Genomic DNA, 23,793 nt, shown 5'->3' on the forward strand with positions numbered 1-23,793 from the left:
AAGTGCGCAAAGGTACCTATCGGCGTGCCGTGGAGCAAGGGTCAGCGGACGAATGTCGCCGACAATCGTGGCCCAAGATAGCTAGGATGCATTACGCTACCGCAATTTTTTTGCCAGCCCGTCCGGAGAACCCATCCATGCCCGTCCTCGAGATTCGCCATCCCCTGATCCGCCACAAGATCGGACTGATGCGCCGTCACGATATCAGTACCAAGAACTTCCGCGAGCTGGCCCAGGAAGTGGGCGCCCTGCTGACCTACGAGGCGACCAAGGACCTGCCGCTGGAGAACTACGAGATCGAAGGCTGGGCGGGCCCCGTGCAGGTCGAGAAGATCGCCGGCAAGAAGATCACCGTGGTGCCGATCCTGCGCGCCGGCATCGGCATGCTCGACGGCGTGCTCAGCCTGATTCCGGGGGCCAAGGTCAGCGCGGTGGGCGTGGCGCGCAACGAGGAAACCCTCGAAGCGCATACCTACCTGGAAAAGCTGGCGCCGGACATCGCCGAGCGCCGCTCGCTGATCATCGACCCGATGCTGGCCACCGGCGGTTCCATGGTCGCCACCATCAACCTGCTGAAGAAAGCCGGCAGCAAGGACATCCGCGCCATGGTGCTGGTGGCGGCGCCGGAAGGGATCAAGGCGGTCAACGATGCGCATCCGGACGTGCTCATCCTCACCGCGTCCATCGACCAGTGCCTGAACGAGCACGGTTACATCATGCCGGGCCTGGGCGATGCCGGCGACAAGATCTTCGGCACCAAGCAGAAGGACACCTGATCGATGGCCGATGAATACAACGACCCGCTGTGGCGCCAGGTGATCTCTGGCGCGCAGATGCTCTTCGTGGCCTTCGGCGCGCTGGTGCTGATGCCGCTGATCACTGGCCTCGACCCGAACGTCGCGCTGTTCACCGCCGGCTTCGGCACCCTGATGTTCCAGCTCGTCACCGGCCGCCAGGTCCCGGTGTTCCTAGCGTCGAGCTTCGCCTTCATCACCCCGATCATCCTCGCCAAGGGCCAGTTCGGCCTGGCGGCGACCATGGGCGGCGTGGTGGCGGCAGGCTTCGTCTACACCTTCCTGGGCCTGGCCGTGAAGATCAAGGGCACCGGTTTCATCGACCGTCTGCTGCCGCCGGTGGTCATCGGCCCGGTGATCATCTCCATCGGCCTGGCCATGGCGCCGATCGCCGCCAACATGGCGATGGGCAAGGCCGGCGACGGCACCGAGCTGATCGCCTACAAGACCGCCATGTTCATCTCCATGCCGGCGCTGCTGACCACCCTGATCGTCGCGGTGTTCGGCAAGGGCATGCTGCGCCTGGTGCCGATCATCGCCGGCGTGCTGGTGGGCTACGGCCTGTCCTTCGCCTTCGGCGTGGTCGACGTGGCGAAGATCGTCGCCGCGCCCTGGCTGGAGCTGCCGAAATTCACCGCGCCGGAATTCAACTGGCAGGCCATCCTGTTCATCGTTCCGGTGGCGCTGGCGCCGGCCATCGAGCACATCGGCGGGGTGATCGCCGTGGGCGGCGTGACCGGCAAGAACTACCTGAAGACCCCGGGCCTGCACCGCACCCTGCTGGGCGACGGCATCGCCACCTCGGCTGCCGGCCTGTTCGGCGGCCCGCCGAACACCACCTACGCCGAAGTCACCGGCGCGGTGATGCTGACCAAGAACTACAACCCGAAGATCATGACCTGGGCGGCGGTATTCGCCATCGGCCTGGCCTTCATCGGCAAGTTCGGCGCCATCCTGCAGAGTATCCCGGTGCCGGTGATGGGCGGCATCCTCTGCCTGCTGTTCGGCACCATCGCCTCGGTGGGCATGAACACCCTGATCCGCCACAAGGTCGACCTGTCCCAGGCGCGCAACCTGTGCATCGTCTCGGTCACCCTGGTGTTCGGCATCGGCGGCGTGCTGATCGGCACCGGCACCGGCCCGGACGATTTCGGCCTGAAGGGCATCGCCCTGTGCGCCATCGTCGCCATCCTGCTCAACCTGATCCTGCCGGGCGAAGAGGGCTGGCAGAACAAGGCGCTGGAGCAAGGCGCCGGCGACGCCTCCGCCGAGAAGCCCGCCGAATGAGGCCGTGGCGCCGCCGCCGGGCGGCGCCACCCCACGTAAAGTTGGGCGAACGCCACCTGCCGATCACGGTCCACTCAGCATGACAGTTCGATTCCGACCGGAGGCACCGCCCATCCGCTTCGCCTCGCCCGTCCCGTTTGCCCCCTCGCAGGTGCGCCCATGAGCCGCGCCGCCTGGCTGTTGCTCGGCCTGATCGGCGCGTCGCTGATCCCCCTGGCCCTCGGCGGCCGGGAGATGCTCGAGCACGTGCTGGCCTTCCCCCGCGACCAGTTGCTGCTCATGTTCGGCATGATCTGCCTGTGCTGGCTGATCAACGCGCAGAAGCTGCGGGTGCTGCTCAACGGTCGCGCCGGCGAGATCGGCAAGGCGCGCTCGGTGGGCATCATCATGGCCTCCGAATTCGCCTTCTACGCCACCCCGGGCGGCACCGGCGGCCCGCTGACGCTGATGGCCCTGCTCGCCCGCCACGGCATGCGCCCGGCGCACAGCAGTGCGATCTTCGCCGTGGACCAGTTGAGCGACCTGCTGTTCTTCCTCTGCGCGCTGGCGGCCGTGCTGGTCTGGGCGCTTTCGCACAGCGTCAGCCCGAACCTGGAAACCTCGCTGATCACCAGCGGCGTGCTGCTGGGCGGAATCTTCTTCGGCGTGGTCCTGCTGGCGCGCTTCCAGCGCCGGGTGATCACGGCCAACGGCCGGCTGCTCAAGCGACTGGGCATGAAGCCGCGCCGACGCCTGCACTGGGCGCGCAAATGCCTGCATTTTCGCGACACGCTGGTGAGCTGCCTGCGCCAGCCCAAGCGCCGGCTGCTGCTGATCTTCTTCTTCACCTGCTGCCACTGGACGCTGCGCTTCTCGGTGCTCTACATCACCCTCAAGGCACTGGGCGTGGACCTGCACTGGGCCTGGGCCTTCCTGATCCAGCTGCTGTCGCTGGCCGCAGGCCTCGCCACGCTGCTACCGGGCGGTGCTGGCGGCACCGAGCTGACCTCGGCAGCGCTGCTCGCCCCGCTGGTGGGCAAGTCCACGGCAGCCGCGGCCATCCTGATCTGGCGCGTGGTGACCTACTACTTCTACCTGGTGATGGGCGCGCCGGTGTTCGCCGTGATGGCGGGCCGGCCACTGCTGCGCAAGCTGATCGGCCTGCGCGAGCGCGCCTGAGGCTCAGTCGCCGGAGGGCTCGTCGTCGGCGGAAGGCGCGTCGGGGTTGAGCGAATCCCAGAGTTCGGCGGCGCCGGGGAACTCGGTGCCATCCTCGTCGCTCAGCGCGTCGGGATCGTAGCGGCTGGTACAGCCTTCGCCCAGGGTGGGCGGCGGGGTGGCGGTGCCGGGGTTCTTCGGGTCACGCATGCTGGCCATCTCCGTTGAGCGCAGCGCCCGCCGCCGGACGACGGCGGGTGCCTGCGAAGTACCCAGTGTAGAACCAGGCCGGGTGGATCAGTCGAAAACCACGGTCTTGTTGTCGTGCACCAGCACGCGGTCTTCCAGGTGGTAGCGCAGGCCGCGGGCCAGCACCAGCTTCTCCACGTCCTTGCCCAGGCGCACCAGGTCCTCGATGTTGTCGCGGTGGCTGATGCGCACCACGTCCTGCTCGATGATCGGGCCGGCGTCCAGTTCCTCGGTCACGTAGTGGCAGGTGGCGCCGATCAGCTTCACGCCGCGCAGCGAGGCCTGGTGGTACGGCTTGGCGCCGACGAAGGACGGCAGGAAGCTGTGGTGGATGTTGATCACCTGGTGGCGGTACTTCTGGCACAGGTCCGGCGGCAGGATCTGCATGTAGCGCGCCAGCACCACGTTGTCGGCCTGGTGCTCGTCGATCAGGCGCGACACCTGCTCGAAGGCCGGCTGCTTGTTCTTCGGGTCCACCGGAACGTGGAAGTACGGAATGCCGTGCCATTCCACCATGCTGCGCAGGTCATCGTGGTTGGCGATCACGCAGGGAATCTCGCAGTCCAGCTCGCCGCTGTGCCAGCGGTGCAGCAGGTCGGCCAGGCAATGCGACTCGCGGCTGGCCATCAGCACGACGCGCTTCTTCACCGAGGAGTCGGTGATCCGCCACTCCATGGAGAACTCACGGGCGATGGGCGCGAACGCCTGGCGGAAACCATCGATATCGAACGGCAAGGAATCGGCACGAATCTCATGCCGCATGAAGAACCAGCCGTTGTCATTGTCGGAATGGTGACTGGCCTCGGTGATCCAGCCGTTGTAAGTGGCCAGGAAATTACTCACCTTGGCGACGATGCCGACCCCGTCGGGGCAGGCGATCACCAGTCGGAAAGTGCGCATGGGTGTACTCCAGATACATCGCGAAGGCCGCCATTCTAGCGGCTGCGAGGGAAAAGATCAGCCATTGCCGTGGTGCGCCGACGAGAGTCGGTTCACGGCATTGCGAGTGCTGCGGTTAATTACCCGGGAATGAATTAGTTAAATACTTTTGCATTTATTCACAAAACTTTGCCCGCGTATTTACTTGAACAACTTCGCTGACTATTATGACTGCTACAAACTATCCGCCACCGCTGGACCCAGAACAAGGTACCCAACATGTCGCTGATCAACGAGTACCGCGCTACCGAAGAAGCCATCAAGGAACTTCAGGAGCGCCTGAAATCCCTGGAGCAGGACGACAAGCTGAAGAAAGAGCTTGAGTTCGAAGAGAAACTTCGCGCGCTGATGGCCAGCTACGGCAAGTCCCTGCGTGATGTCATCGCCCTGCTCGATCCGGACGCGAAGCTGAGCAAATCGCCGCGCGCCGCCAAGACCACTGCGACCAAGCGTGCTCGCAAGGTCAAGCAATACAAGAACCCGCACACCGGTGAAGTCATCGAAACCAAGGGCGGCAATCACAAGACCCTGAAGGAATGGAAAGCCAAGTGGGGCGCCGAGGCCGTAGAAGGCTGGGCCACGCTGCTGGGCTAAGCCTTGCACTGATGAAAAACGCCAGCCTCGCGCTGGCGTTTTTTATTACCCGCAGAAAAACTGCGACGCTCTACAGGTTATAGCGAGCGCGCAACACCTGGGCATACTTCTCCCACTCTTGCAGGACCAAACGGCCGGCCGGCGTTGCATTGACCAGTTGTTCGTCCATGGCCGCCGCGAAGTTATCCAGCGTATTGGGCGCGCCGTACTCCGGCTGACTCAGGCGGGCGCGGCAGAAGTCCTGCCATTGTTGCTGCTGCTCGGCCGTCAAAGTTTCCGGGAAATTGCGCGCGCGATAACGGAAGAGCAGTTCGGGAAGTCGCGCATCGTCGAATGGCCATTGTTCTTTGGCCAGGCGCGCGGGATCAGCCTGGCGTACCTGTTCGCACAATCGACGATCACGGTCGCCGATAAAACCGTCATACAACTGCTGTTCGGGATCGTCACTGCCGGCGAAACTTTCCTCGGCATACAACGGCGCAAGTTTGTCCTGCCAGATCGCCTTGCCATCGGTCAGCGTCTGCGCCGCCGCGAGGCAGGCCGCAAGGTTCAAGCCGATACGTTCCCGGTCCTGCGGGCGCAAGACGGACAATGGCGCCACCACCGGGCACTTGTTGATATGCAGCAGCTTCAGCGGCACCGGCAGTTCGCCCTCGGCCAACGCGTCGCGACGGGTGTAGAGGCGCTTGCGCAGGGTGTCCGCGTCCAGCTCCAGCAACGGCGACACGTCGGCGCCCAGATCGCAGACGATCAGCGCGTTGCGGTTGCGCGGATGCCAGCCCAGCGGCAGTACCACCGACAGGTAGTGCCGCGCCGCGGAGAACATGCCGGAGATGTGCACCATCGGCTGCAGCACGCGGACCTGGTCGAGTACCCCCTGCTTGCCGCGCAGGCGGTAGAGATAGTCGTAGAGCTTGGGCTGGCGGTCGCGCACCAGCCGCGCCAGGGCGATGGTGGCGCGCACGTCGGAGAGCGCATCGTGCGCCTGCCCATGGTCGATGCCGTTGGCCGCGGTGAGGCGCTCCAGCTTGAGGCTGACGACGCCCTCCTGCTCGGGCCAGACGATGCCTTCGGGACGCAGCGCGTAGGCGGTGCGCACCATGTCGATCAGATCCCAGCGGCTGTTGCCGCCCTGCCACTCGCGGGCGTAGGGGTCGAAGAAGTTGCGGTAGAGGCTGTAGCGCGTCACCTCGTCGTCGAAGCGCAGGGTGTTGTAGCCCGCCACGCAGGTGCCCGGCTGCGCCAGTTCGGCGTACAGCCGGGTCATGAATTCGGCCTCGCCCAGGCCGCGCTCTTCCAGGCGCGCGGGGGTGATGCCGGTGACCAGGCAGGCGGCCGGGTGCGGCAGGATGTCGTCGCTGGGACGGCAATAGAGGTTCAGCGACTCGCCGATCTCGTTGAGGTCCTCGTCCGTCCGAATGCCCGCCACCTGCAACGGGCGGTCGCGGCGCGGGTCGATACCGGTGGTTTCGTAGTCGTACCAGAAGATGCTGGCGCTCATGATTTTTCCTTGCCTGCAAGCGAGTGCGTCGCAGTCTAACAGTGCGGCTGGCCACACTTCCAAAACGCCTCGCTGGCTCCCAGCCAGCCCCCGCCTTTATGATGGGCGTCGCAAGGACACCCCACTGGAAAGGACTTTCCTCATGCAAGACATCGCGACACCCAATCCCTACAGCGTTCCGCTGAGCAACCTCGAGCCCGGCGCGGCGCACGGCAGCGTGCCCTCCATCGCCCAGGCCCTGAGCCGCGGCTATGACTTCCGCATCGGCGACCTGCTGGGCGAATCCTGGCGCCGCACCAAGGGCACCAAGGGCCTGATCCTCGGCGGCTTCGTGGTCTTCTACGCGGCGATCTTCGTCCTGATCAACGTGCTCAGCCTGTTCCTCACCGTCGCCGGCGCGGCCGGCATCGCAGGCCTGGGGCTGCTCGGGGACAGCGACGCCGCCGGTGGCCTGGCGGTCGGCGCGATCCTCGCCTTCGTTCTCGGCACCATCATCGTCAGCCTCGCCGCCACCGCCTTGTGCTACCCGCTGCTGGCGGGCGTGAACATGCTCGGCATCCGCCGCGCGGCAGACCAGCCGCTGCGCTTCAACGAGATCTTCAGCCACTTCGGCCGCACCTTCCAGGTCGTCGCCTGCGTGCTGCTGAGCACGCTGATGATCTTCATCGGCTACCTGCTCTTCGTGCTGCCGGGCATCTACCTGAGCATCGCCTACCTGCTCGCCGTGCCGCTGGTGGTCGAGCGCGGCCTGTCGCCGTGGGCGGCCCTTGAGGCTTCGCGCAAGGCCATCAGCCAACACTGGTTCAAGGTCTTCGGCCTGCTGCTGGTGTTCGGCCTGCTGTTCAGCCTCAGCGGCCTGACCCTGGGCATCGCGCTGATCTGGCTGGTGCCGTGGCTGATCGTCGCCATCGGTGTGCTGTACCGCACCATCTTCGGCGTACTGCCCAGCAAGCCGTGACCCAGTCCCCGCAGGCGGCCGGGCCGGCCGCCTGCAGGCACAGCGGAAGTTTCCACGGATTATTCGAGAAGCGTTCCTACGACCGGCATTAGCCTGCCCCGTCAAACTCCGGCGCCCAGTCAGCGCCCCTGGAGCATCCCAATGAGCACCGATACCTCTCCCAACCCCTTTGCAACCCCTACCAGCGCCCTGCAGGACCCGATTGCCAGCGGCACGGTCCCGAGCATCGACGAAGCCCTGGCCCGCGGCTATGACTTCTCCATCGACGGCCTGATCAAGGAAGCCTGGCAACGCGTCAGCGGCACCAAGGGCCTGATCATCGCCGGCGTCATCGTCTACGCCGTGCTGGTCCAGGTGTTCAGCTTCGTGCTGGGCATGATCCTCGGCGTGGGCTACGCGGCCTCCGGCGCCGAGCCCAGCGCCACAGCGCTGGTCCTGCAGACCATCGTCGGCATCCTCGCCGGCACCGTGGGCTACCCGATCATGGCGGGCATCAACCTGATCGGCATCCGCCGCGCGGCCGACCAGCCCATCTCCTTCAACGAGATGTTCAGCCACTTCGGCCAGTTCGTGCCGCTGCTGATCACCGGCCTTGTGATGACCGTGCTGATCTACGTGGGCCTGTTGCTGCTGATCCTGCCGGGCCTCTACCTGAGCATCGCCTACATCCTGGCGATCCCGCTGGTGGTCGAGCGCAAGCTCAGCCCCTGGCAAGCGCTGGAAGCGTCGCGCAAGGCCATCACCCAGCACTGGTTCAAGGTCTTCGGCCTGTTCCTGGTGCTGGGCGTGATCATGATGGTGAGCGCCATTCCGCTCGGCATCGGCCTGGTCTGGACCCTGCCGCTGGCCGTCATCTCCATCGGTGTGCTGTACCGCACCATTTTCGGCGTACTGCCGCCGGCCAACTGATCAAATCGGCCTGACCCTGCCCGCGCGGTTGCCTCGCCGCACCGCGCTGGCTAGCATCTGGCTCTTACGTCATCGACAGCGGTTTCCCTTGAGCCCAGCAGACTTTTCATCCACCGCGCCCGTCCTGGATACCCGCTACCACGTGGAGACTCCGGAAGGCATCGACCTGCTGCTGCGTCCCGCTGGCGTCGTCCCCCGTGCCCTGGCCTACCTCATCGACCTGGGCATCCGCGTCCTGCTGATGGTCGCGCTGTTCATGCTGCTGGCCTTTCTCGGCGAACTGGGCACCGGCCTGGGGCTGATCCTCACCTTCATCATGACCTGGTGGTACATGGTCCTGTTCGAAGTGCTCAACCAGGGCCGCTCGCCCGGCAAACAGATGATGGGCCTGCGCGTGGTGCACGACGACGGCACGCCGATCGGCTGGTCCGCCTCGCTGCTGCGCAACCTGCTGCGCTTCGCCGATATCCTGCCGTTCGCCTACACGCTCGGCCTGCTCAGTTGCCTGTCCAATGCCGCCTTCAAACGCCTGGGGGATCTCGCCGCCGGCACCCTGGTGATCTACCGCGACCCGCCGCCCAGCCGCCCCCACGTGCCGGACTCCCCGCCCGAACTCGCGCCCTGGCCGCTGAGCCTTGAAGAACAGCGCGCGCTGATGAGTTTCGCCGAGCGCGGCACGCAACTCTCCGCCGCGCGCCGTGAGGAGCTGGCCGGCATTCTCGCGCAACCGCTGGGCGTCGCCGCCGACCAGGCCGAGGCTCGCCTGAACCGCATCGCCAGCGGCTTGCTCGGCAACGGGACGGGCCACCCATGAAGCAGGCCTTTTTCGAACAACGCCACCAGGACAGCTGGAAGCGCTTCGGCAAATGCCTGGAGCAACTGGAAAGCGGCAAGCGCCAGCAGACCGGTGAAAAAACCGACACGTTCGCCGCCGACTACCGACGCATCTGCCAGCAACTCGCCCTGGCCCAGGAGCGCGGCTACAGCAGCCACCTGATCGACCAACTGCAGCAACTCGCCATGCGCGGGCACCAGCAGTTCTACCGCCACCGCAGCCACCTGGGCGCGCGCATCCTGGCCTTCCTGATCGCCGGCTTTCCGCGCCTGGTGCGCGAGGAATGGCGCAGCATCGCCATCGCCAGCCTGCTGTTCTACGGCAGCCTGCTGCTGATGGGCGTGCTGGTCTATCACTTCCCCGACCTGGTCTACAGCGTCATGGCACCGGAGCGGGTTTCCGAGATGGAGTCGATGTACTCGCCCGAATCCACGCGACTGGGCCCGATGAGCACGCGCGACGCCGGCGATGACTGGCAGATGTTCGGCTACTACATCATGAACAACATCGGCATCGCCTTTCAGACCTTCGCCAGCGGCCTGCTGTTCTGCGTCGGCAGCCTGTTCTTCCTGCTGTTCAACGGCCTGATGATCGGCACGGTTGCCGGCCACCTGACCCAGGTCGGCTACATCGAGACCTTCTGGTCCTTCGTCATCGGCCACGGCGCCTTCGAGCTGACCGCCATCACCTTCTCCGGCGCCGCCGGCCTCAAGCTCGGCTGGGCGCTGCTCGCCCCCGGCCGCCTGAGCCGCCTGGAAGCGCTGCGCCAGGCCGCCGCCCGCGCCGTGCAATTGATCGGCGGGGTGATCCTGATGCTGTTGATCGCCGCCTTCGTCGAGGGCTACTGGTCGTCCATGACGCAGTTCTCGGCCACCGTGAAATACCTCGTCGGCGCCGGCCTGTGGCTGCTGGTGGGCAGCTACTTCCTCCTCGCCGGACGGAGCCGACATGCGCCTGACTGACGCCAGCGTCGCCATCCGCCCGCGCAGCGCCTGGGAAGCGCTGGACCTCGGCATCCTCCTCGCGCGGCGTCACGCCGGCGTGCTGATGGCCAGCTGGGCAGCCGTCACCTTGCCGGTGTTCGTGCTGCTCTCGGTGCTGCTGTGGAACTACTCCAGCTGGGCGATCCTGATCTTCTGGTGGCTCAAGCCCGCCTTCGAGCGCCTGCCGCTGTACATCCTGTCGCGCTCGCTGTTCGGCGATACACCGACCGTGAAGGAAGCGCTCAGAGCCTTCCCCGGCCTGCTCAAGACGCAACTGCTGCCCAGCCTGCTCTGGCGGCGGCTGAGCCCGACCCGCAGCTTCGACCTGCCGGTACTGCAGCTCGAAGGCCTCACGGGCCAGGCGCGCAGCCAGCGCCTGGTGGTGCTCGGCCAGCGCAATGCCGGCGGCGCCACCTGGCTGACCATCGTCGGCATGCATTTCGAGCTGGCGCTGTGGCTGGGCCTTTCCGCGCTGATGTACCTGATGCTGCCGCAGCAATGGGTGGACGACTGGAAATGGCAGTCGCTGATCAGCGTGGCACAGGGCGACTGGGCGTGGCTCGAGCACGTCAGCAACCTGATCTACGCGCTGCTGCTGGTCGTCTGGGAGCCGGTGTACGTGGCCTGCGGCTTCACCCTCTACCTGAACCGCCGCACCGAGCTGGAAGCCTGGGACATCGAACTGGTGTTCCGTCGCCTGCGCCAGCGCCTGGTCGGCAGCGCCTACGCCCTGCTGCTGGTGGTCGCCGGCGTCCTCGCCCTGCTGCCGGCCCCTGACGCCCTGGCCGCCGGCACGCAAACCGGCAGCCAGGCCAGCCATAGCTGCCCGCTGCCCGACCAGAACCCCGATGGCCCGCAGGGTGCGCGGCTGACCCAACAGAAGCTCAACAGCGAAGATTCGCGCAGTGCGGCGCAAAAGATCCTCGCCGCACCGCCCTTCAAGAACAGTGAAACGGTCACCCGCTGGCGTCTGCATGAAGAGGAGCAACAGAAGAAGCCGGCCGACCCGGACGAAGCCAAGCGCCTGAAGCACTTCTTCGAGGCGCTGGAAAACTGGAAGGCCTTCAAGTTCGCCGCCCAGGGTATCGAAGTGCTGCTCTGGGGCCTGCTGTTCGCCCTGGTCGCCCTGGTCATCTGGCGCTACCGCGAATGGCTGCGGCTGTTCGTCGGCCGCATCGGCCTGCCGCAGAAACCGCACCGCGAAGCGCCCAGCGTGCTGTTCGGGCTGGACCTGGCGCCGGAAACCCTGCCCAGCGACGTCGCCAGCGAAGCCGAGCGCCTGTGGGACGAGCAGCCCCGCGCCGCCCTCGGCCTGCTCTACCGCGCCCTGCTCAGCCGCCTGCTGCACGACTTCCGCGTGCCGCTGCGTGAATCCACCACCGAAGGGGAAGTGCTGCAGCGCGTGGCCGAACTCAACGACCCGCCGCTGGACAACTTCGCACACAGCCTGACCCAGCAATGGCAGGCGCTCGCCTATGGCCACCGCGCGCCCCAGGCCGGCCTCAAGGAACAGCTGTGCGGCGAATGGCGCCACCTGTTCGGCCGCGAGGTGCCGGCATGAAGCGCGGCAATCTCGCCCTGCTGGTACTGCTCGCGCTGCTGGTGCTCGGCGGCATCGGCTACTACCTGTATCGCAACCTCGAGCCCTACACCGAGACCCTTGAGCACGGCGCCTCGCCCGAGGCCCGCGCCAACCCCTATCTCGCCGCCGAGATGTACCTGCGCGGCCGGGGCATCCACGTGACCACCGCCCGCGGCATGGAAGTGCTGGACCATCTGCCGAGCCAGGGCCAGACCCTGATCCTGCTGGGCACCCGCGAGAACGTCACACCCACGCAGAACGCCCGTCTGCTCGACTGGGTCAAGCGCGGCGGCCATCTCATCGTCACCGCCGAAAGCCTGTGGGACGAGGAGGAAGGCAAGAGCGGCGACCTGCTGCTGGACCAACTGGGCGTGCAGCAATTCCTCACGGCTGACCTGAAGGACAAGGACGACGAAAAAACGGCGCCGTCCGACGAGCCATCGACCGATGCGGCGGACGCCTCTCCACAGCACGATGCCAAACCGGAAGTGGAAGACGAGCATCCGGACCAGGCCTCCAGCGCTCCCGACAGCGAGGCGACGGAGGCCGATCCCTACCCGAACCTGACCAAGCTCTACCTGGAAAACGAAAAGGCGCCGGCCTACATCGACTTCGACACCGACTACCACCTGTTCGACTCGAAGAACCTGGCCTATGCCTGGGCCAACAGCGGCGACTCCACCCACCTGCTGCAACTGCAGCAGGGCCAGGGGCTGATCACCGTGCTCACCGACAACTGGATCTGGCAGAACGGCGAACTCGACGCCTACGACAACGCCTGGCTGCTCTGGTACCTGACCCAGGACAGCGCCGTCACCCTGGTCTACCGGGCCGACGGCACCAGCCTGTTGACCCTGCTGCTGCGCTACTTCCCGCAGGCGATGCTGGCCGCCGCCCTGCTGCTGGTGCTGCTGCTCTGGCGCAACGGCCTGCGCCAGGGGCCGCTGCAACCCAACCCCGATCGCAGCCGTCGGCAACTGGAAGAACACCTGCGCGCCAGCGCCGACTTCAACCTCCGCCAGCGCGGCCAGCTCGCCCTGCTGCAGGGCCTGCAACGTGACGTGATGCGCCGGGCGCGGCAACGCCAGCCCGGCTTCGACCGCCTGCCGGTCGCCGAACAATGGCAAGCTCTAGGCCGCATGACGCGCATGTCGGTCAGCGCCATCAGCCAGGCCATGCGCCCCTGCCCGCAACAGCGCATGGCCGTCGCCGAATTCACCCGCCAGGTCGCGCACCTGCAAAGCCTCAGGAATGCCCTATGAGCGAACAGACGCCTGAACCGTCCAGCCCCACCGCATCCAACGCCGCCGCCCAGCGCCAGCGCGCCAGCCAGTTGGCCCAGGCGCTGCGCCACGAACTGCAGAAGGCCCTGATCGGCCAGCAGGTGGTGATCGACGACGTGCTCACCGCCCTGCTCGCCGGCGGCCACGTCCTCATCGAAGGGGTTCCCGGCCTGGGCAAGACCCTGCTGGTGCGCGCCCTCGCCCGCTGCTTCGACGGCGGCTTCGCGCGCATCCAGTTCACCCCCGACCTGATGCCCAGCGACGTCACCGGCCACGCGGTGTACGACCTCGCCACCGAGCAGTTCAAGCTGCGCAAGGGCCCGGTGTTCACCCACCTGCTGCTGGCCGACGAGATCAACCGCGCCCCGGCCAAGACCCAGGCCGCCCTGCTGGAAGTGATGCAGGAACGCCAGGTCACCCTCGAAGGCCGCGCCCTGCCGGTGCCGCAGCCGTTCATGGTGCTGGCGACGCAGAACCCCATCGAGCAGGAAGGCACCTACCCGCTGCCCGAGGCCGAGCTCGACCGCTTCATGCTCAAGCTGCGCATCGACTATCCGCTGGAGGCCGAGGAGCAGACCCTGGTGCGCCAGGTCACCCGCTCCGCGCGCAGCGACATGCTCGACGTGGCGCCGATGCGCGCCCTGCTCAAGGACAAGGACGTGCTGGCGCTGCAGAAGATCGCCGCCGACCTACCCATCGATGACCAGGTGCTCGACTACGCCGTGCGCATCGCCCGCACCACCCGCAACTGGCCGGGTCTGGCGCTGGGCGCCGGGCCGCGTGCGTCCATCGCCCTGGTGCGCTGCGCCAGGGCCCGCGCCCTGCTGCGCGGTGGCGATTTCGTGGTCCCCGACGACGTGAAAGGCAGTGCCCTGGCGGTGCTGCGCCATCGCGTGCGGCTGTCGCCGGAACTGGAGATCGAAGGCCTGTCGGTGGATCAGGTGCTGCAACAGTTGCTCGACCAGGTACCGGCGCCGCGCGTATGAAGCCCTCGCGCGCGCTGCTCGCGCTGCTCGGTGTCCTGCTGGCGCTGGCCATCGCCCTGGGTGCGGCGCAGGCGCTGGATTCAGGCTCGGCGCTGCTCGGCCGTGTCTGGTGGGGCGCGCTCTGCGCGCTGGCGCTGCTGGCGCTGGCCGATGCCCTGTGGCTGCGCCGCACGCCCTCGCCGACGGTGCGCCGTCAACTGAGCGGCAACCTGCCGCTGGGTCGCTGGAGCGAGGTGCGCCTGCACTTCCAGCATCGCTACGCCCAGCCCCAGCGCATCACGGTGTTCGACCACCTGCCCGCCGGCATGGCGTTCGAGTACCTGCCGCAGACCGTCGAGCTGCACCCCGGCGAGCAGACCGAGCTGGGCTATCGCGTGCGCCCGCTGTCGCGCGGGCATTTCGTCTTCCCGCGCTGCGAGATCGAGCTGTCCAGCCCGTTACGTCTGTGGAAGGGCCGGCGCTACCTCGAACAACGCGACGAAACCCGCGTCTACCCCGACTTCGCCAGGCTCTACGGCGCCGAACTGATGGCCGTCGATCACTGGCTCAACCGCATCGGCGTGCGCGCCGGGCAGCGCCGCGGCCTGGGTCTGGATTTCCACCAGTTGCGCGAATTCCGCGACGGCGACACTTTGCGGCAGATCGACTGGAAGGCCACCGCGCGCAAGCGCACGCCCATCGCCCGCGAATACCAGGACGAGCGCGACCAGCAGATCCTCTTCCTGCTCGACTGCGGCCGGCGCATGCGCAGCCACGATGGCGACCTCTCGCACTTCGACCATTCGCTCAACGCCAGCCTGCTGCTGGCCTACGTCGCCCTGCGCCAGGGCGATGCGGTGGGCCTGATGACCTTTGCCGGCGACCAGCCGCGTCACCTGCCGCCGGCCAAGGGCAGCGCCCAGCTCACCGCCCTGCTCAACAGCGTCTATGACCTGCGCAGCAGCCAGCGCCCGGCGGACTTCCCCGCCGCCGTGCAGGCCGTGCTGACGCGCCAGCGCCGCCGCGCGCTGGTGGTGATCGTGACCAACCTGCGCGACGAGGACGACGAGGAACTGGTGGCGGCGGTGAAGCGCCTCGGCCGCCAGCACCGCGTGCTGGTAGCGAGCCTGCGCGAGGAAGTGCTGGACCGCCTGCGCCAGGCCCCGGTAGAGGGTTTCGAGGACGCACTGGCGTACTGCGGCGCGGTGGATTACCTGAACGCCCGCGCCGGGCTCCACGAGACGCTGGCAGCCCATGGGGTGCCAGTGCTCGACACGCGGCCGAGCCAGCTGGGGCCGGAACTGATCAGCCGCTATCTGGGCTGGAAGAAAGCGGGCGCGCTGTAAAAGCCCGCGCCTCCTCGGCCCGCGCCAGGCGGCAAGAGGAGAAAGGGTCTGGCGCCACAACCCGACGCCCTTCCTGGCGTCCCACACCGTGCAGATCGGTCAGCGCATCCTGCGCTTCAGACCGACTCCACCTGCCGGCGAAAACTGAAATAACGGCGTAGCGCATCCACCAGCTCGACGTATTCCATCGGCGGCGCGGCCAGGCTGAAGCCGGAGTCGTAGTGGCCCGGATTGACGTCTTCGCGGCACCACTGGCAGGTGGCGGCGAACTCGATCAGTTGCAGCTTGCCGTCGTGCCCCGGGATCTTCAGGCGCATCTCGAAGCGGCCACCCACCAGCATCGGCAGCTGGCTGATCAGCAACAGCCCGTCCAGCGACACGTTGCCCAGGTAGCCCATCGGTTTGTCGGTGATGCTGTTGAACACCTTCAGGTAGTAGGGCAGCTGATGGCGCTCGATATGTCGTTGATGACGCATAATGGCGTTTCGCTATGAAATATCGTCCAGTATGACGATGCCGCCCCGGCAGGGCCAGTCCTAACGACAACCTTCCGCCAGTCGTGCGCTGAGCGCCTGACGAGCGGCGTCGAGCTGTGCATCGCTGTAGTAAGTCCGTTCACCACTGCCGTCCTGCGTGAAGTACCGCCCGCCATGACTGAGCGACTCCAGGTCATGGCGCCAGTTCGCGCACTGCTGGTCCAGCTTGGCCTGCTGCTCCGCCGCCTGGGTCTGGGCGGCAGTGCTTTCGTCTCGACGCGCGTCGTAGAAACGGCGGGTGCGTTCTTCCCGCTCGCGGGTCGCCGCATCACGCTCGACCACCTGCGGCTTGACCTCGACACGTTGCGCCCCGGGCGGCGGTGTTTCGCTGAAGTGCACCTTTCCCTGAGCGTCGGTCCAGCGGTAGATATCCGCCGAAGCCAGCAGGGGGAAACACCAGGCGCAGAGCCACAGGGCGCGCATTCGAACCTCCTTGCAAGGAGCACTGAAGAGATTAGCCAGCTATGGGCGGCGCTCAAGTCGACTCGTGACCGTCGGTCCGGCGGCGGTCACGGCGACCGTCACCGCACGGGCGGATCGAGGCGCAGGTCGTTGGGCAGGCGGCCGTTGAGGCGCAGCGTTTCCAGCCGCGCCTTGGCCCGGTAAGCGTACTCGCTGGTGGGGTAGCGGGCGATGATGAACTGGTAGGTCTGCGCCGCATCGACGTAGAACTTCTCGCGCTCCAGGCACTGGCCGCGCAGCATCGAGATCTCCGGCTGCATCCAGGGCCGCGCGCGGGCCTTGCGCTCGGTTTCCGAGAGTTCCAGTTGCACACGCTGGCAGTCGCCGTTCTTGTAGGCGCGGTAGGCATTGTTCAGGTGATAGTTCATCGACCAGCTGGTGCAGCCGGTAACACTCAGCGCCAGCAGCGCGAGGAAAAGGGTTCGCATGGGCATATCCTCCGTTGGGAAGTGTATCGGCCCGTCTTGGCCGTACTGTAGCCCGCCACTAGACTCACGTGGACCTCGCCCTGGCGCAAAGGAGCTGCCATGCGTTTCGCTCACGCCCTCTCGACCGCCCTGCCGCTCGCCGTGCTGCTGCCCTGGCTCGCCGCCTGCGCGCCGACCACGCCGCTGTTCGTCGCCCAGGTCACCACGGGCGAAGTGGCCGAGTACAAGCAACTCAAGAACAAGCGCATGACCGCCGCCGTGGAAGAGGAAGGTGACCTGCTGACCTACAGCGCCCAGGCCATCCGCGACGGCAAGAGCAGCGACGCCGAAAAGCTCTACCTCACCGGCTACGACAACACCCGCTACAGCCCGGAAGTGCGCGCCATCGCGCTGTACCAGATCGGCCTGATCTACATGAGCCGCTACAACGACCAGCGCGACGATCAGAAGGCGCTGGACTACTTCCAGCGCATCGACCGCGAATTCCCCGGCACCAAGGCCGCCGAACACGCCGATGCCCGCCAGCTGATCATCCGCCAGCGGGCCAAGGAGCCGGTGCACAAGACCGCCAAACAGCTGCTGGCCGACTGGCAGCCGCAGTACAACCTGGACCTGAACAAGCCGACCCTCGACCCGGACATGACGCTGCTGTCGCGCCGCGCCGTACTCAAGGACCGCGTCGACGAGGCAGCGCAGCTCTACCTGCTGGGCGCCAACGACCCGGCCATTCCGCCGGACATCCGCGAGAAGGCCCTGTACCAGCTGGGACTGATGTACATGGCGCCGGACAACCCGCACCCGGACCGCGAGAAGGCCATCGCCTACCTGCGCCGCCAGCTCGCCGAATTCCCCCGGGGCGAACTGGCCGAGAAAGGCGCCCGCCACCTGGACCGCGCGCTGAACCAGACCTCGCCGCGCCGCTGACGGCACACGCCGCGCACCGCTGAGCCAGGTCAAGGCGCGCGGCCGGCGCCAGTGTCTACGCTTGCTCTGCATTGAGCGCGAGGACACCGCCATGAAGCTGCAGCACCTGCTCGTCATCATCGACCCGACCCGCGTCGACCAGCCTGCCCTCACCCGCGCGCGCTGGATCGCCCTGCGCTGCGGCGCGCGCCTGGAGCTGCTGGTCTGCGAGTACAACCCGGCGCTGGACAACGCCCTGCTGCTGGATCGCGGCGATCTCGACGCCGCCCAGCGCAACCTGCTGGACGAACGCCTGGCCTGGTTGCAGCACCTGGCCGAACCGCTGCGCGCCAGCGGGCAGGACGTGCAGTGCCAGGTGCGCTGGGGCAAGTCCCTGCACCAGCAGGTCGTGCTCCACTGCGAGCAGACCACCCCCGACCTGGTCCTCAAGTCCGCGCGCCACCACAACCTGCTCAAGCGCCTGTTCCTCACCAACAACGACTGGCAGCTGATCCGTCACTGCCCGCAGCCGCTGTGGCTGGTGCAGCACGGCGAATGGGCCGGCAACAACCTGTGCGCCGCGGTGGATCCCGTGCACGCCGGCGACGCCCCGGCCGCGCTGGATCACCGCCTGATCCAGGTAGCCCGCGAACTGGGGCAGCGTCTGCAGCTCGACGACCATTACCTGCATGCCTACATGGCCCTGCCGCACACCCTGGCGTTCAATGCCGAACTGCTGGCCGACTACGATAACTACGTGCTGCGCACCGAGGCCCACCACCGCGACGCCTTCGACGCCCTGCTGGCGTACTACCCCGAGATCGACCGGCAGCGCACGCGGTTGGCCCAGGGCTTCGCCGAGGAAGTGATCCCCACCTATGTGAAGGAGCAGGCCATCGACCTGCTGCTGATGGGCGCCGTCGCCCGCGGGCAGCTCGACAACGCACTGATCGGCCAGACCGCCGAGCGGGTCTTCGAAGAAGTCGAATGTGATCTGCTGGTGATCAGACCGCTCACCTGAAAGAGTCACCTGAAAGAGAGTAAGATGGCGCCCTGGCCGTTCCGGACCCACTCCGGGAGCGGCCTGACCGCTGCTTTCCCCTAGGAGTCCCGCATGTCCCTTCGCCGCACCAAGATCGTCGCCACCCTCGGCCCAGCCAGCAATTCCCCCGAAGTCCTGGAGCAGCTGATCCTCGCCGGGATCGACGTCGCCCGCCTGAACTTCTCCCACGGCACGCCCGACGAACACCGCGCCCGCGCCCAGCTGGTGCGCGACCTCGCCGCCAAGCACGGCCGCTTCGTGGCACTGCTGGGCGACCTGCAGGGACCGAAGATCCGCATCGCCAAGTTCACCAACAAGCGCATCGAACTGGCAGTCGGCGACACCTTCCGCTTCTCCACCAGCCACCCGCGCACCGACGGCAACCAGCAGGTGGTCGGCATCGACTACCCGGACCTGGTGAAGGACTGCGGCGTGGGCGACGAACTGCTGCTGGACGATGGCCGCGTGGTCATGGCGGTGAAGGAAGTGAAGGCGGACGAACTGGTCTGCGAAGTGCTGATCGGCGGCCCGCTGTCCGACCACAAGGGCATCAACCGCCGTGGCGGCGGCCTCACCGCGCCGGCCCTGACCGAGAAGGACAAGGCCGACATCAAGCTGGCCGCGAGCATGGACCTGGACTACGTCGCCGTGTCCTTCCCGCGTGACGCCAAGGACATGGAATACGCTCGCCGCCTGCTCACCGAGGCCGGTGGCACCGCCTGGCTGGTGGCCAAGATCGAGCGCGCCGAAGCCGTGGCCGACGATGAAGCGCTGGACGGCCTGATCCGCGCCAGTGACGCGGTGATGGTGGCCCGTGGCGACCTCGGCGTGGAAATCGGCGATGCCGAGCTGGTGGGCATCCAGAAGAAGATCATTCTGCACGCGCGCCGCTACAACAAGGCCGTGATCACTGCGACCCAGATGATGGAGTCGATGATCCACAACCCCATGCCGACCCGCGCGGAAGTCTCCGACGTGGCCAACGCCGTGCTCGACTACACCGACGCCGTGATGCTCTCCGCCGAATCCGCCGCCGGCGAATACCCGGTGGAAGCGGTCAAGGCCATGGCGCGCATCTGCGCCGGCGCCGAGAAGCACCCGACCACCAAGAAGTCCAGCCACCGCCTGGGCCAGACCTTCGAGCGCTGCGACGAGAGCATCGCCCTGGCGGCCATGTACACCGCCAACCATTTCCCGGGCATCAAGGCGATCATCTGCCTGACCGAAAGCGGCTACACCCCGCTGATCATGTCGCGCATCCGCTCCTCGGTACCGATCTTCGCCTACTCCCCGCACCGCGAAACCCAGGCCCGCGTGGCGCTGTTCCGTGGCGTGGAGACCATCCCGTTCGACCCGGCCGCCCTGCCGCCGGAGCGTGTCAGCCAGGAGGCCGTCGACGCGCTGCTGCAGCGTGGCGTGGTGACCACCGGTGACTGGGTGATCCTGACCAAGGGTGACAGTTACACCGCCCAGGGCGGCACCAACACCATGAAGGTGCTGCACGTGGGCGACCTGCTGGTCTGACCCTGCCGTGAGTGAAAAATGAAAAGGCCGCCTTCGGGCGGCCTTTTCGTTTCTGATGCAGCGCTGTACCTGTAGGAGCGAGCTTGCTCGCGAACCGGGCTCGCCGGCAATTCTACGGCTGGGCTGTTCGCGAGCAAGCTCGCTCCTACGAAGAGCCGCTCGCCAGATTCCGCTGGCAGTTCACTTCTTGCTCAATCTGCTTCAAGGCGCGTGGTGCCTGGCCTGCAGCGGTTGCACCAGAGGTTATCCACAGGGCCTTCCACATCGACTGTGGGCAACCGGCAGGGCATCGCTCAAATACCGCACAATCCCCCACAGGCCACGCCGGGCGTGGGTTCGACGGGTTGCCCCAGAGCTTATCCACAGCGCGTTCCACAGATTGTGTGGGAAACCTTTGCAGAGGTGCGGACTCCGTCCGCGCTGGCTTCCGACGCGATGTGAACCTATCGCGGACGAAGTCCGCTCCTACGTCATCGTTGAAATCGAATTCCCCTGTAGGAGCGGGCCATGCCCGCGATTCGCGCGCAAGGCGCGCTCCTGCACAGCAGCGCCGCTCAAAGGAACCTGGAGAAATCCGGCTGGCGGCGCTGGGTGAAGGCGCTCAGCGCTTCGTGGGCTTCGGGCGAGTGCAGGCGCTGCACGAAGTGCTGGCCCTCCTCCGCCACCACGCGGCGCAGCTCCTCGATGAACGGCGCCTTGAGCAGGCGCTTGCTCAGCGCCACCGCCGCTGGCGGCAGCTGCTGGAAGGCCTGGCAAACCTCGCGGGCACGCTCCAGCGCAGCCGCGCCGTCCGCCAGCGCTTCGTTGGCGATGCCGTAGGCCACCGCCTGCTCGCCGGTAAAGCCCTCGCCGCGCAGCAGCAGGCTGGAGGCCTTCACTGTGCCGACCAGGCGCGGCACGAGGAAGCTGGAGCCGAACTCCGGGCACAGGCCGAGGTTCACGAACGGCATCTTCAGCTTGGCGCCCTTGGCGATGAACACCTGGTCGCAGTGCAGCAGCAAGGTGGTGCCGATGCCCACGGCCGGGCCGGCGACGGCGGCGACCACCGGCTTGGTGAACTCCATCAGCGCGCGCATGAAGCGGAACACCGCGCTGTCCGGGCCGCTCGGTGGCTCCTGGAGGAAGTCGACGATGTCGTTGCCGCTGGTGAAGCACTCGGCGTTGCCGGTGATCAGCACCACGCGCACGGAGCGATCCTCCTGCGCCGCCTCCAGGGCATCGGCGAGACCGGCATACATCGTGCGGGTCAGCGCGTTCATCTTGTCCGGGCGGTTCAGGCGCAGGGTCAACAAGCCGTCTTCGCGCTCGACGAGAATCTGTTCGCTCATGGCAATTCCTTGTTCTTATTCAGATGGGGCGACCGCTTGGGTTTCTTTTCAACACCTTGCCCGATGCGCAGCAGGTGTCGAACGAGCTCTCAGGCGTGGGGCAGGAACACGTCAGCCAGCGTCTGGCCACGGGGCACGCCGCAGAGGTAGAGGCGGCGTGCGAAGGCATCGACGCTGGCGGGATGGCCGCAGAGTAAGGCGAGGGTTCGCCGGGAAACAAGCCGGAGTTGCGCCAAAACCGCGGCCGACTCGGCCGTGGTCATCAGCGTCACCTCCAGCTCCGGGTGGCTGGCGGCGAGGGATTGCAGGGGTTCGGCGAGGTAATGGGCGTTGCCGTCATGGGCCTGGTGAATGACCCGGATCGGCCCGCTGTGATGCTGCCGCAGCGCTTCGCGCAGCACGCCCCAGAGCGGCGCCAGGCCCGTGCCGGACGCCATCAGCAACAGCGGCCGTTCGTGCCATTCCGCATCGTAATGCAGCGCGCCGCCGCGCAGTTCGCCCAGGCGCAGGCCGTCGCCGACCTTCAGGCCACGGGCGAAATCGGCGAAGGCGCCGCGCTCGCGGCAGTCGATATGGAATTCCAGCCAGGGATCGAGGCCCGGCACGCTGGCCAGCGAATACGGCCGCGCGACCCCCTCGGCGCTCCACAGGATCAAGTGCTGCCCGGCGCTGTAGCGTAGCGGGCGTTGCGGGGTGAGGCGCAGGCGCAGCACGTCCGCGGAGGGCCAGTCCAGTTCGGCGACCGTGGCCGGCAGGCCATCGCGCTGCGGGTCGAAGGTCTCCACCGCAACGTCGCCGATCACCCGGCACTGGCACGACAGGCGCCAGCCCTCAGCGCGGCGCGCCGGGTCCAGCGCAGCGGGCATGGCATCCTCGACCTCGCCTTGCGCACAGCGCACCAGGCAGGCGTGGCAACTACCGGCGCGGCAACTGTAGGGCACGGCAATGCCGGCCCCGCGCAGGGCATCGAGCAGGTTGACTCCGGGGCTGACCGAAAAGCGTTGCGATCCGGCCCGTATCTCAGGCACGCGTCCACTCCCATGCGGCATCGCAGCGGTCACGTCCGCTGCGTTTCGCACGGTAGAGCGCCTGGTCGGCCCGTTGCAAGGCCTCGTCGAGATCATCGTTGGCCCCGAGCAGGGTCATGCCCGCCGACAGGCTCAGGGTTTCGATGTTCACCCCCACCGGCTCCGCCGCCGCATAGGCCACGCGCAGGCGTTCGCAGCAGGAGGTCAGGCGGTCGGCGTCAGCGTCGGGCAACAGCAGGACGAACTCCTCGCCGCCGTAGCGCGCCAGCACGTCGCCCTCGCGCAGGCAGGCCCGCGCCACGGCGGCGAAGGTCTGCAGCACGCGGTCGCCGGCCGCGTGGCCGTGAACGTCGTTGATGCGCTTGAAATGGTCGAGGTCGATCAGCGCCAGGCCATGGCGCTGGCCGGGGCGCATTTCTTCCAGCGCGCGACCGGCCAGGCGCAGGAAGTGCCGGCGGTTGAACAGGCCGGTGAGTTCGTCGGTGGCCACCAGGTCCTCGAGCTGGCGCATCATGCCGCGCAGGGTGTCCTGGTGCGCCTGCAGCGCATAACGGCGCTGACGCATGCGCTGGCGCAGCGACTGCACGTAGCTGGCGAACAGGCTCAGCCAGGTCAGCACGATGAACAGCACCAGCAGTTGCAGCACGGCCTGGGCCGGCAGTTGCAGGCGTTGCTGGAAGGCTTCGTGGAGGTTGAGGCCAGCGAAGGCGATGAAGGCCAGCGCCGCGCAGCGGGCGAACACCCGCGGCTGCAACTGGAACACGCCAAACAGCAGGATGAGCACGTAGAGCACCATCAGCGTGCCGCGCGCGGTGTCGACGTTGGCCAGGAACAGGGTGTGCCAGACCACCGCCACCAGTACCTGCGGCTCGGTCATGCTGGGGTCGGCGAAGCGCTGGTTGCGCCCGCTGAGGAACAGCCAGGCGAACACCAGCTGGCTGCCGGCAACCAGGAGGGTGCAGGCCAGCGCGAAGCTGACGGGGGCGCGGTAGAACTCGCCGAACACGGCTAACCACAACAGCAGAAGCGCCAGGGCATAGGTCCCAAGGGCCATGCCGAATCGCCTGATGAGTAGTTTTTGTAAGGCGTGCTGCTTCAGAGGTGGTTTCAGCGTGCTCATGGGGCTCCGTCCCGTAATGGCACCTGGCCTTCACTGTACTCTCAAAGTGCCCCAGTGCCT

General features: G+C 66.9%; 24 protein-coding genes. 15 read left to right on the plus strand and 9 right to left on the minus strand.

Annotated features, from left to right (window positions below; translation table 11 throughout):
* Positions 1-137 precede the first annotated feature (137 nt).
* The 3 genes from upp (at position 138) to N0B71_RS03125 (ending at position 3,239) form a co-directional block, all read left to right on the plus strand.
* A complete protein-coding gene (gene upp / locus N0B71_RS03115) occupies positions 138-776 on the plus strand; it encodes a uracil phosphoribosyltransferase (protein WP_259757250.1) in 639 nt (212 codons plus the stop codon).
* Between the two features lie 3 nt (positions 777-779).
* The gene (locus N0B71_RS03120) at positions 780-2,081 is read left to right on the plus strand and encodes a uracil-xanthine permease family protein (RefSeq protein ID WP_259757251.1); all 1,302 of its coding nucleotides are present in this window, start codon (positions 780-782) and stop codon (positions 2,079-2,081) included.
* A 159-nt stretch (positions 2,082-2,240) separates the two neighbouring features.
* Positions 2,241-3,239 (plus strand): lysylphosphatidylglycerol synthase transmembrane domain-containing protein, encoded by a 999-nt coding sequence (locus N0B71_RS03125; RefSeq protein ID WP_259757252.1) that lies wholly within the window; start codon positions 2,241-2,243, stop codon positions 3,237-3,239.
* 3 nt (positions 3,240-3,242) lie between these two features.
* Here the strand turns inward: N0B71_RS03125 and N0B71_RS03130 are convergent, their stop codons facing one another.
* Entirely contained in the window at positions 3,243-3,428 is a 186-nt protein-coding gene (locus N0B71_RS03130; protein WP_259757253.1) for a hypothetical protein, read from the minus strand.
* A gap of 87 nt (positions 3,429-3,515) precedes the next feature.
* Positions 3,516-4,367 (minus strand): formyltetrahydrofolate deformylase, encoded by an 852-nt coding sequence (purU, locus tag N0B71_RS03135; protein WP_017519713.1) that lies wholly within the window; start codon positions 4,365-4,367, stop codon positions 3,516-3,518.
* 258 nt (positions 4,368-4,625) lie between these two features.
* Here purU and mvaT point away from each other — a divergent pair, with 258 nt between their 5' ends.
* Positions 4,626-5,000, plus strand: a complete 375-nt coding sequence (mvaT, locus tag N0B71_RS03140) for a histone-like nucleoid-structuring protein MvaT (protein ID WP_259757254.1) — start codon at positions 4,626-4,628, stop codon at positions 4,998-5,000.
* A gap of 70 nt (positions 5,001-5,070) precedes the next feature.
* On the opposite strand, the gene sbcB is transcribed toward mvaT, so the two are convergent.
* A complete protein-coding gene (sbcB, locus tag N0B71_RS03145) occupies positions 5,071-6,501 on the minus strand; it encodes an exodeoxyribonuclease I (RefSeq protein WP_259757255.1) in 1,431 nt (476 codons plus the stop codon).
* Between the two features lie 142 nt (positions 6,502-6,643).
* Here sbcB and N0B71_RS03150 point away from each other — a divergent pair, with 142 nt between their 5' ends.
* The 8 genes from N0B71_RS03150 to N0B71_RS03185 all read left to right on the plus strand — a co-directional run bounded on the left by N0B71_RS03150 (position 6,644) and on the right by N0B71_RS03185 (position 15,362).
* Positions 6,644-7,459, plus strand: coding sequence for a DUF975 family protein (locus N0B71_RS03150; RefSeq protein ID WP_259757256.1), 816 nt, complete (start codon positions 6,644-6,646; stop codon positions 7,457-7,459).
* Positions 7,460-7,600: 141 nt separating this feature from the next.
* A complete protein-coding gene (locus N0B71_RS03155; protein WP_259757257.1) occupies positions 7,601-8,368 on the plus strand; it encodes a hypothetical protein in 768 nt (255 codons plus the stop codon).
* Positions 8,369-8,423: 55 nt separating this feature from the next.
* Entirely contained in the window at positions 8,424-9,182 is a 759-nt protein-coding gene (locus N0B71_RS03160) for an RDD family protein (RefSeq protein WP_259759464.1), read from the plus strand.
* Positions 9,179-10,165 carry a stage II sporulation protein M gene (locus tag N0B71_RS03165; protein ID WP_259757258.1) on the plus strand — a complete coding sequence of 329 codons (987 nt, stop codon included), beginning with the start codon at positions 9,179-9,181 and terminating at the stop codon, positions 10,163-10,165. Before N0B71_RS03160 ends, N0B71_RS03165 begins: the two co-directional genes overlap by 4 nt.
* Positions 10,152-11,747: a DUF4129 domain-containing protein gene (locus tag N0B71_RS03170; RefSeq protein WP_259757259.1), complete on the plus strand. Its 1,596-nt coding sequence runs from the start codon at positions 10,152-10,154 to the stop codon at positions 11,745-11,747. The genes N0B71_RS03165 and N0B71_RS03170 overlap by 14 nt, the downstream gene beginning before the upstream one ends.
* The gene (locus N0B71_RS03175) at positions 11,744-13,030 is read left to right on the plus strand and encodes a DUF4350 domain-containing protein (RefSeq protein WP_259757261.1); all 1,287 of its coding nucleotides are present in this window, start codon (positions 11,744-11,746) and stop codon (positions 13,028-13,030) included. Before N0B71_RS03170 ends, N0B71_RS03175 begins: the two co-directional genes overlap by 4 nt.
* Entirely contained in the window at positions 13,027-14,037 is a 1,011-nt protein-coding gene (locus tag N0B71_RS03180; protein ID WP_259757262.1) for an AAA family ATPase, read from the plus strand. Before N0B71_RS03175 ends, N0B71_RS03180 begins: the two co-directional genes overlap by 4 nt.
* Positions 14,034-15,362, plus strand: coding sequence for a DUF58 domain-containing protein (locus N0B71_RS03185; protein ID WP_259757263.1), 1,329 nt, complete (start codon positions 14,034-14,036; stop codon positions 15,360-15,362). The genes N0B71_RS03180 and N0B71_RS03185 overlap by 4 nt, the downstream gene beginning before the upstream one ends.
* A 116-nt stretch (positions 15,363-15,478) precedes the next feature.
* On the opposite strand, the gene N0B71_RS03190 is transcribed toward N0B71_RS03185, so the two are convergent.
* The 3 genes from N0B71_RS03190 to N0B71_RS03200 form a co-directional block, all read right to left on the minus strand.
* A complete protein-coding gene (locus N0B71_RS03190; protein ID WP_259757264.1) occupies positions 15,479-15,838 on the minus strand; it encodes a PilZ domain-containing protein in 360 nt (119 codons plus the stop codon).
* A gap of 60 nt (positions 15,839-15,898) precedes the next feature.
* The gene (locus N0B71_RS03195) at positions 15,899-16,321 is read right to left on the minus strand and encodes a DUF4124 domain-containing protein (protein ID WP_259757265.1); all 423 of its coding nucleotides are present in this window, start codon (positions 16,319-16,321) and stop codon (positions 15,899-15,901) included.
* A gap of 98 nt (positions 16,322-16,419) precedes the next feature.
* The gene (locus N0B71_RS03200; protein ID WP_259757266.1) at positions 16,420-16,788 is read right to left on the minus strand and encodes a hypothetical protein; all 369 of its coding nucleotides are present in this window, start codon (positions 16,786-16,788) and stop codon (positions 16,420-16,422) included.
* A 99-nt stretch (positions 16,789-16,887) separates the two neighbouring features.
* On the opposite strand from N0B71_RS03200, the gene N0B71_RS03205 reads away from it, so the two are divergent.
* The 3 genes from N0B71_RS03205 to pyk all read left to right on the plus strand — a co-directional run bounded on the left by N0B71_RS03205 (position 16,888) and on the right by pyk (position 20,257).
* Positions 16,888-17,712, plus strand: a complete 825-nt coding sequence (locus N0B71_RS03205; protein ID WP_259757267.1) for an outer membrane assembly lipoprotein YfiO — start codon at positions 16,888-16,890, stop codon at positions 17,710-17,712.
* A gap of 91 nt (positions 17,713-17,803) precedes the next feature.
* Positions 17,804-18,712: a universal stress protein gene (locus N0B71_RS03210; protein WP_259757268.1), complete on the plus strand. Its 909-nt coding sequence runs from the start codon at positions 17,804-17,806 to the stop codon at positions 18,710-18,712.
* Between the two features lie 93 nt (positions 18,713-18,805).
* Complete coding sequence (gene pyk, locus N0B71_RS03215) at positions 18,806-20,257, plus strand: pyruvate kinase (protein WP_259757269.1); 1,452 nt, start codon at positions 18,806-18,808, stop codon at positions 20,255-20,257.
* Positions 20,258-20,811: 554 nt separating this feature from the next.
* On the opposite strand, the gene N0B71_RS03220 is transcribed toward pyk, so the two are convergent.
* The 3 genes from N0B71_RS03220 to N0B71_RS03230 all read right to left on the minus strand — a co-directional run bounded on the left by N0B71_RS03220 (position 20,812) and on the right by N0B71_RS03230 (position 23,733).
* Positions 20,812-21,585, minus strand: a complete 774-nt coding sequence (locus N0B71_RS03220) for an enoyl-CoA hydratase-related protein (protein WP_259757270.1) — start codon at positions 21,583-21,585, stop codon at positions 20,812-20,814.
* Positions 21,586-21,674: 89 nt separating this feature from the next.
* On the minus strand, positions 21,675-22,613 hold the full coding sequence (locus N0B71_RS03225; RefSeq protein ID WP_259757271.1) for an iron-sulfur-binding ferredoxin reductase: 939 nt from the start codon (positions 22,611-22,613) through the stop codon (positions 21,675-21,677).
* A complete protein-coding gene (locus N0B71_RS03230; RefSeq protein WP_259757272.1) occupies positions 22,606-23,733 on the minus strand; it encodes a GGDEF domain-containing protein in 1,128 nt (375 codons plus the stop codon). The genes N0B71_RS03225 and N0B71_RS03230 overlap by 8 nt, the downstream gene beginning before the upstream one ends.
* Positions 23,734-23,793 lie beyond the last annotated feature (60 nt).

It is taken from the genome of Pseudomonas sp. GCEP-101 (assembly GCF_025133575.1).
Classification (GTDB): Bacteria; Pseudomonadota; Gammaproteobacteria; order Pseudomonadales; family Pseudomonadaceae; genus Pseudomonas; species Pseudomonas nitroreducens_B.